Origin of the sequence: Variovorax sp. PDC80 (assembly GCF_900115375.1) — a bacterium.
In the GTDB taxonomy this organism is placed as follows: domain Bacteria; phylum Pseudomonadota; class Gammaproteobacteria; order Burkholderiales; family Burkholderiaceae_C; genus Variovorax.
The window spans coordinates 1-1,917 of sequence record NZ_FOWG01000036.1 but is presented as its reverse complement, the minus strand read 5'-3'; the positions used below and the strand labels follow the sequence as shown (position 1 = coordinate 1,917).

Annotated in this window: 1 protein-coding gene; it reads right to left on the bottom strand. The window is 62.8% G+C overall.

The window, feature by feature from the left end; genetic code table 11:
* Positions 1-1,917 (bottom strand): Ig-like domain-containing protein (locus BM109_RS40540; RefSeq protein ID WP_143129353.1); only part of this gene is annotated, 1,917 nt, incomplete at both ends.

Sequence of the window (1,917 nt, the reverse complement as noted above, 5' to 3'; positions counted from 1 at the left end):
GCGCCGTCGGCGTTGAGGGAGTCGCCCGAGTACACGGCGCTGAAGGTGTGCGTGCCCGCGGGGATCGGCACGCCGCGCAGCGTGGCTGTGCCGTCCTCCCGCACCGCCACCGTGCCCAGCAGCGTCGTGCCGCTGTAGAAGCTCACCAGGCCCGTGGGGGTCTGGCCTGCAACGCGCACCGACAGACCGCCGTCTTGCGCGATCGTGGGGGTCGTCAGGTTGGTCAAGGTGACCGCCGGCGGGGTGATCTGAACCGACAGACCGGCGGTGCTCTCGGATGGCAGATAGCTGCCATCGCCCTCGTAGCGCGCCGTGATGGTGTTGGTCCCCTGAGGCAGATTCGAGACAACCAATGACGCCTGACCATTGACCACCGTTGCGGAGCCAATGACCACGCCATTGGCATAGAACTTGACCAGGCCACCGATGGGTGACGGATCCGAGGACGGTGTTCCTTTCACGTCATAAGGAAGCGCCATCGATATCTTGGTGCTCAACGTGACGGGCGCCCCTGCGGGTGCCCGTGCCGGCGAGACACTCACGGTCGCGGCAGTCGGTGCCGCATCGATGGGAAGAACCGTGTTGACGACCAAGCCTGGCTCGCTCGTGTTGCCGCTCGGAGCCTGGTAGCCGACTCTTCTGTTGTAGACGATGGCCAGCCGATGGCCCTTGCTCGGCAGCAGGTTGACGGGCAATGCAAAGCTGAACTGCCGATCCCAGTCGATCCCGTCCTTCCCCGCCCAATGGACGACGCTTCCCACGAGAACGTCGTCGACGAAGATGGCGTACGTACCCGAGGTTCCCTTGCTCTTGGAGTTGTCCCAGACCAGGATTTGCGGAACCGTTCCCACCTGCACCTGCCCATCGATCTGCCAAGGTCCTGCGTTGATGTAGAGCTGATAGTTCCAGTAGTCGCCTCCCGTGTAGTAGTCACCTCTGTTCACGCTCCCCCAATCGAACGTTCCCACGTTCGATTGATCCATGACATCGACTTGAACCGAAGGTCCTTGTGTCAGGACCCCCGAAAATGACTCGTCGCGGTCCGAGTAGGTCGCACTCAGCGCGTAGCTTCCCATCTGGAGGAAATCCACGGCCAACGTCGCCACGCCATCAATGACATCGACGGTGCCGAGCGAAATCTTGCCGGCATAGAAAGCAACAACTCCGCTCTTCCGGCCAGACACTTCCGCTCGCAGCGTGATCGGACCGCCATTTGTCACGCGAATAGAAGAGACGGTGAGGGCAACGGACGGAGGGACCGGAACGAAGGATTTCAAAGCGACGGCACTTGTATGCGCCGTATCCCCGGAATACTCCGCTCGGACATTCAATTTGCCGGAAGGCCAACTCTGCAGAACGAGGCTTGCGACACCGTTGGCGACATAGGCTTCGCCAAGAAGCTCGCTGCCGTTGTAGAAAGCCACCTTGCCCGATTGCGGAACCAGCCATCCCGAATCGGCACTCAGTACCAAAGACAAGGTCAGCGGCTCCGCACTGCCAGGAGTCGGACTCTGGTATCGGATTTCCGCCGCGATGACCGCGGGCGTGATCACCTTCTTGACCGCCTTGGACACACTCGCGGGCCGCAACATGTCTCCCGCGAACGCCACCCGAAGGCTGTGCGTTCCGACCGACAACCGATCCGTGACCAGCGATGCCTTCCCATCGACCAGCACCGCACTGCCGATGACCGTCTCCCCATCGAAGAAGGTCACCATGCTTCCCGACGGCGCGCCCTCGGCCGTGGCTGTCAGCAGCGTCGCGCGCCCCGCAGGCACCGGCTCTGCGTTGTCCAGGCTCAGTGCAATCCCCCCCAGCGTCGTCGGATCCACCCCCAGGTTCACATCCGCCCCATTGAGCAACGGCGTCACATCGATCGCATTGGCCAGCCGCGACACGCTCAGCACCCGCGAGGCC